This window comes from Rhizobium sp. PDO1-076 (genome assembly GCF_000247475.1).
Taxonomy (GTDB): Bacteria; Pseudomonadota; Alphaproteobacteria; order Rhizobiales; family Rhizobiaceae; genus Allorhizobium.
Genome location: NZ_AHZC01000104.1, coordinates 1 through 6405, shown reverse-complemented (window position 1 = coordinate 6405; position 6405 = coordinate 1). Strand labels below are relative to the sequence as shown.

The 6405-nt window shown below is 61.8% G+C and carries 8 protein-coding genes; 7 read left to right on the top strand and 1 reads right to left on the bottom strand.

Features of this window, described 5'->3' with window-relative positions; translation table 11 throughout:
* Positions 1-50 precede the first annotated feature (50 nt).
* The 7 genes from rplT to PDO_RS07730 all read left to right on the top strand — a co-directional run bounded on the left by rplT (position 51) and on the right by PDO_RS07730 (position 6005).
* A complete protein-coding gene (gene rplT, locus PDO_RS07760; protein WP_007600061.1) occupies positions 51-455 on the top strand; it encodes a 50S ribosomal protein L20 in 405 nt (134 codons plus the stop codon).
* A 126-nt stretch (positions 456-581) separates the two neighbouring features.
* The gene (gene pheS, locus PDO_RS07755) at positions 582-1667 is read left to right on the top strand and encodes a phenylalanine--tRNA ligase subunit alpha (protein WP_007600060.1); all 1086 of its coding nucleotides are present in this window, start codon (positions 582-584) and stop codon (positions 1665-1667) included.
* 111 nt (positions 1668-1778) lie between these two features.
* The gene (locus PDO_RS07750; protein WP_007600059.1) at positions 1779-2069 is read left to right on the top strand and encodes a DUF2442 domain-containing protein; all 291 of its coding nucleotides are present in this window, start codon (positions 1779-1781) and stop codon (positions 2067-2069) included.
* Between the two features lie 49 nt (positions 2070-2118).
* On the top strand, positions 2119-2352 hold the full coding sequence (locus PDO_RS07745; RefSeq protein ID WP_007600058.1) for a DUF4160 domain-containing protein: 234 nt from the start codon (positions 2119-2121) through the stop codon (positions 2350-2352).
* On the top strand, positions 2336-2614 hold the full coding sequence (locus PDO_RS07740; protein WP_007600057.1) for a DUF2442 domain-containing protein: 279 nt from the start codon (positions 2336-2338) through the stop codon (positions 2612-2614). The genes PDO_RS07745 and PDO_RS07740 overlap by 17 nt, the downstream gene beginning before the upstream one ends.
* A gap of 82 nt (positions 2615-2696) precedes the next feature.
* Positions 2697-5120, top strand: coding sequence for a phenylalanine--tRNA ligase subunit beta (gene pheT, locus PDO_RS07735; RefSeq protein ID WP_007600056.1), 2424 nt, complete (start codon positions 2697-2699; stop codon positions 5118-5120).
* Positions 5121-5396: 276 nt separating this feature from the next.
* On the top strand, positions 5397-6005 hold the full coding sequence (locus PDO_RS07730) for a flavin reductase family protein (RefSeq protein ID WP_007600055.1): 609 nt from the start codon (positions 5397-5399) through the stop codon (positions 6003-6005).
* A 19-nt stretch (positions 6006-6024) separates the two neighbouring features.
* On the opposite strand, the gene PDO_RS07725 is transcribed toward PDO_RS07730, so the two are convergent.
* Positions 6025-6405 (bottom strand): EamA family transporter (locus PDO_RS07725; protein WP_007600054.1); only part of this gene is annotated, 381 nt, incomplete at its 5' end.

Genomic DNA, 6405 nt, shown 5'->3' with positions numbered 1-6405 from the left:
CAAACGGTCTCTGAGACCCGGCACTTTTGGATCAATAAGGAGATCATGACATGGCACGCGTAAAACGTGGCGTAACTTCCCGCGCCAAGCACAACAAAGTATTCAAGGCAGCCAAGGGCTTCTACGGCCGCCGCAAGAACACCATCCGCGCAGCCAAGGCTGCCGTGGACCGTTCGAAGGCATTCGCCTACCGCGACCGCAAGGTCAACAAGCGCAACTTCCGCGCTCTGTGGATCCAGCGTATCAACGCGGCTGTGCGCGAATTCGGCTTGACGTATGGCCGCTTCATCGACGGCCTGAACAAGGCTGGCATCGAAGTCGACCGCAAGGTCCTGTCCGACCTGGCCATCCATGAGCCGGCAGCCTTCGCGAAGCTCGTTGACGTTTCGAAGAAGTCGCTCGCCTACCTCAAGGAAGCCGGCACGACCAACGAGTTTGAAAGCGCGGTCAAGTAACCAGCGCTTCCCAGACTGAATTTCAAGTATTGGGAAACCCGCGCTGGCAGGGCTAGCGCGGGTTTTTCTTTGACCGTTAGGCCGTGACGGTATCACGGCGCGACATGAAGGGCAGGAAACGGAAAAATGTCCGATCTCGACAGTTTGAAGACCCAGCTTCTCGCCGATATCGCCGCCGCCGCGGATGAGCTGGCGATCGAGGCAGTGCGCGTGGCGGCCATGGGCAAGAAGGGTTCGGTCTCCGAACTCTTGAAGACGCTGGGCGCCATGACGCCGGATGAGCGCCAGACCCGGGGCGCGGCGATCAACGCGCTGAAGAATGAAGTTACCGAACAGCTGACTGCCCGCAAGGCCGATCTCAAGGACGCGGCGATCAATGCCCGCCTGAAGGCCGAGACGCTCGATGTCTCGCTGCCGGTGCGCTCGTCGCCCGCCGAGCGCGGCCGCATTCATCCGATCAGCCAGATCGTCGACGAGATCACCGCGATCTTCGCCGACATGGGTTTCTCGATCGCCGAAGGTCCGGATATCGAGACCGACTATTACAACTTCACCGCGCTGAATTTCCCAGAAGGCCATCCGGCCCGCGAGATGCACGACACCTTTTTCCTCCAGCCGGACGAGAACGGCGAGCGCAAGGTTCTGCGCACCCATACCTCGCCAGTCCAGGTGCGCACCATGGAGGCGCAGAAGCCGCCGATCCGCATCGTCATCCCGGGCAAGACCTATCGCCAGGACAGCGACGCCACCCATTCGCCGATGTTCCATCAGGTCGAGGGCCTGGTGATCGACAAGACGGCCAATGTCGCCAACATGCGCTGGATCCTCGAGGAGTTCTGCAAGACTTTCTTCGAGGTCGACAATGTCGTGATGCGCTTCCGCCCGTCCTTCTTCCCGTTCACCGAGCCGTCTTTCGAAGTCGACATCCAGTGTGACCGCTCAAGCGGACCGATCGTCAAGTTCGGCGAAGGCACCGACTGGATGGAAATCCTCGGCTGCGGCATGGTTCATCCGAACGTGCTGCGATCAGGCGGTCTCGATCCGGACGAATACCAGGGTTTTGCCTGGGGCATGGGTCTCGACCGCATCGCCATGCTGAAATACGGCATGCCGGACCTGCGCGACTTCTTCAACGCCGATGTGCGCTGGATGAGCCATTACGGCTTCCGTCCGCTCGACGTGCCGACGCTGTTCGGCGGCCTGAGCAATTGAGCAGACTGGGCAATTGAGCGGCAAGAAATGATGACCGTCCCCGGCTGGGGGTGGGACGGACAGGCGGGGCGAAAGCCTCCCCGTCCGGTGAGAATTGAAGGCGAATAAGACGTGATTGAACATCTTGATAACATGCGGCCGGTCGATGCGCTTTGTGGCGACGACCTGTTGCATGTGGAACTGACGGACGGTCGTATCGTCAGTGTCCCGGTCTGGTGGTATCCGCAGCTTCAGGACGCGATGCCGGTGGAACGGAACAACATAGACTTCATGCCGAAAAGCATGCACTGGCCCGACATCGAACTCGATATCTCGGTCATCAGCCTGCTTCTCGGCGAAAAGGCGCCAGGCGCGCGATCGCCGGACGTTTCGGACAAAGGTGTGGTGCAAACGAGGCAGTGAATTTGGATCCGCATGGCTGAGGCGTGGGATCTGCTAGAGGTATGATTTGATGCCGACCGTCCTTCGCAAATACGGCTTCCGTTTTCATTTCTACTCCGCCGACCGATATGAGCCGCCTCATATTCATGTCGATGGGAACGGTGGTGAAGCGAAGGTCTGGTTGGCTGATCTCAGGATCGCTGAAGCCGGGGGCTTTAGCCAGAGAGACCTTGCACGTATACTGGAAGTGGTCGAGGAACACAGGCAGCAGATGCTGGAGGCATGGAATGACTATTTCGCATGATTCCTATCCAGAGGCGGAGCGCCCGACCGAGGCATGGTGCGATCTGCATACGGTTCACGTTCGTCTCGCGGATGGGCGGCAGGTGTCGACACCGCTGTGGTGGTATCCCCGGCTCCTGAACGCGACGCCGGCACAGCGCAACAACGTGCATCTCATGCTCGCCGGGGTGCATTGGCCCGATGTCGATGAGGATTTGTCAATTCGGGGAATGTTGGCCGGCTGGAAGGCCCCGGGTGCGAAAGCGCCGGAGAAGGCGGCGTGAGTTACGCCTAGGCACGTGGACAGACACCGCGACGGAATAGTGAATTGCGCGACAGGCGCACTGAGGAAGACGAGAAAGTTCAATGAAATTCACACTCTCCTGGCTGAAAGATCATCTCGATACCGATGCGAGCCTCGAACAGATCTGCGAGCGCCTGACGGCGATCGGGCTCGAAGTCGAGCATGTCGATGACAAGGCGGCCTACAAGCCTTTCATCGTCGCCAGGATCCTGACGGCGGAAAAGCACCCCGAGGCCGACCGGCTGAAGGTGCTGACGGTGGATGCCGGTGACGGCAAGCCGGTGCAGATCGTTTGCGGTGCGCCGAACGCGCGCGCCGGCATGGTCGGTGCGCTCGCCCGTCCGGGCACCTATGTGCCGGGCATCGACGTCACGCTTGCCGTCGGCAAGATCCGCGGCGTCGAAAGCCACGGCATGATGTGCTCCGAAAAGGAGCTCAACATGTCCGACAATCACGACGGCATCATCGACCTGCCCGAGGATGCGCCGATTGGCACGTCCTTCGCCTCCTATGCCGGGCTGGATGATCCGGTCATCGAGATCAACCTGACGCCGAACCGTCCGGACTGCACGTCGATCTATGGCATCGCCCGCGATCTCGCCGCCTCCGGCCTCGGCACGCTGAAGCAGCCGAAGGCGCCGAGTTTCGCCGTCGAGGGTGACACCCCGCACGAGGTCAAGATCGTGCTTGATGACGAGCGCCTGTGCCCGGGCTTTGCCTACCGGCTGGTGCGCGGCGTCAAGAACGGCCCGAGCCCGAAATGGATGCAGGCCCGTCTGCTGGCCATCGGCCTTCGCCCGATCTCCGCGCTCGTCGACGTCACCAACTACATGACCTTCGACCAGGGTCGTCCGATGCATGTCTTCGACGCCGACAAGGTCAAGGGTGTGCTGACCGTGCGTCGCGCCCAGGTCGGCGAGGAAGTGCTGGCGCTCGACACCCGCACTTACAAGCTGAACCCGGCCAATGTGGTGATCGCCGATGACAATGGCGTCGAATCGATCGGCGGCATCATGGGCGGCGAACATTCCGGCTGCGACGAAAACACCGTCAATGTGCTGATCGAATCGGCGCTCTGGGATCCGATCAACATCGCCAAGACCGGCCGTGGCCATGGCATCATCACCGATGCGCGCTATCGTTTCGAGCGCGGCGTCGATCCGGAATACATGGTTCCCGGTCTCGAGCGCACCACCGAGCTGGTGCTCGACATGTGCGGTGGCACAGCGGCTGCGGCAAAGGTAGCCGGCTACAAGAAGCATGAGAAGAAGGTCGTCGATTTCCCCTTCGCGGAGGTCAAGCGCCTGACCGGCCTCACCGTGTCCAATGACGAAGCCCGGACAATCCTGACCGGCCTCGGTTTCGAGGTCTCCGGTACCGGTGAACGTGTCTCGGTTTCGGTCCCATCCTGGCGCCCGGATGTCGACGGCAAGGCCGATCTGGTCGAGGAAGTCATGCGCATGTTCGGCGTCGACAATATCAAGCCGGAACCGCTGCCGTCGATGGGCTCGGTCAACGGCAAGATCCTGACGACGCTGCAGATCCGCACCCGCACCGCCAAGCGCGCACTGGCCGCACGCGGCATGATGGAAGCGGTCACCTGGTCGTTCATTTCGGCAGAGCATGCCAAGCTGTTCGGCGGCGGCAAGCCTTCCCTGAAGCTGGTCAATCCGATCGCGGCCGACATGTCGGACATGCGGCCTTCGCTGCTGCCGGGCCTGCTGACGGCTGCCCAGCGCAACGCCGACCGTGGTTTTGGCGATGTGGCGATCTTCGAAGTGTCCGGCACCTATGAGGCCGATACGCCGGAAGGCCAGCGGCGCGTCGCCGGCGGTATCCGCCGTGGCACGGCTTCGCTTGCCGGCGCCGGCCGCGCCTGGTCGAATGCCACTAAGGGCGGCGGCAAGCCGGTCGACGTCTATGACGCCAAGGCCGACGCGCTGGCGGTTCTGGAAGCCTGCGGCCTACCGATGTCAAATGTCCAAATCGAGCAGGGCGGACCGGAATGGTTCCATCCCGGTCGGTCCGGCACGATCAAGGCCGGCCCCAAGGTGATCCTCGGCTATTTCGGTGAATTCCATCCGAAGACGCTGGAAGCGCTCGACGTATCGGGTGCGCTTTGCGGTTTCGAAGTCTTTGTCGATGCCTTGCCGGAGCCGAAGAAGAAGGCGACCCGCACCAAGCCGGCGCTGGAGCTTTCGCCCTTCCAGATGGTCAAGCGCGACTTCGCCTTTGTCGTCGAGAAATCGGTCGAGGCGGGTGCGATCATCAAGGCGGCCACCAGCGCCGACCGCAAGCTTATATCAGGCGTCAACGTCTTCGATGTCTTCGAAGGCGCATCCGTTGGCGAAGGCAAGAAGTCGGTGGCGATCGAAGTGCTGATCCAGCCCTCCGACAAGACCCTGACGGACGAGGATTTCGACGCGCTGACGAAGAAGATCGTCGGCAATGTCGAAAAGACCACCGGCGGCAGTCTCAGGGCCTGATCCTGACGGTTGGGAGCGGCGTCGCCGCTCCCGGACTGTCACCAAATGCGCATCTGGCGAACACGTCATGCTCGGCCTTGTGCCGGGCATCTGCCGAAGTTGCCACTTCCCGATTTAAGCGCTGAAAAACAAGATGTTATGACAGCGGAGCAGGCCCTCGGGACAAGCCCGAGGGTGACGGATGCGGGGGTGCCGACTTGTCGGCGGCTTGGGCATTCTTTTCCAATTCAGGCCCGAATGTCCGCAGAACTGGTCCTGGTTCAACGAGGAGAATGCATGTCTGCAGGTTTCGATTTCACCACGCTGTCGGCGCGCGACAAGTACAAGTTGATGATCGGCACGATCATCCCGCGGCCGATCGCGCTGGTCACCACCGTCGACAACGAGGGACGCATCAACGCTGCCCCGTTCAGCTTCTTCAACTGCCTGTCGGCCGACCCGCCGATCCTGGCACTTGGGGTGGAAAACAATCCCGACATGTCGTTCAAGCATACCGGCGAGAACATCCGCATGACGGAAGTCTTTACCGTCAACATCGTCTCGTTTGCCATCGCCGAAGCCATGCATGCCTGTGCTGCGAAACATCCGCGCGGCGTCAACGAGTTGGAGCAGGCGGGGCTGACCGCCATGCCCGGCGTAAAGGTCGCTTCGCCGTGGATCAAGGAGGCGCCGGCGGCCTTCGAATGCCGCCGCCATGTCAGTCTCGAACTCGGCAAGTCCCGGCAGATCGTCCTGGGCGAAATCCTGTTTGCCCACTATCAGGACGGCCTTGTCGATGATCGCCTGCATGTCGATCCGGCCGGCATCGACGCCATAGCAAGGCTTGGCGGCGATACCTGCTCGACGATCCGCGACCGCTTCGAGATGCTGACCCCGAAGCTGTAGGGCGATCGATCGCCTGCGGTCAGCGTGCCGCGGCACCGGCTGCTGCCGGGCCAGCCGGCCGCACTGCCGGCCGCGCGAAAATCACCACATTGCCGGCAAGCGTCAGTGCCAGGCCGAGGACCCCGAGCAGGGTCCAGTGATAGCCCTCGTAGAGCGTCGACAGCGACAGTGCGACGACCGGGAAAAGCACGGTCGTATACGCGGCCCTGGACGAGCCGATGCGTGCGACCAGCATCAGATAGGTGGTGAAGCCGACCACCGAGCCGATTGCGGCGAGATAGAGCATGGCAAGCAGGTAGCGGCTGTCGGGCGGCGCAATCACCGGCGTGCGGGTAACGGCAATCAGCAGCAAAAGCACGATCGCGCCGTAAGTCACTCCCCAGGCAGTTGGCGGTTGCGG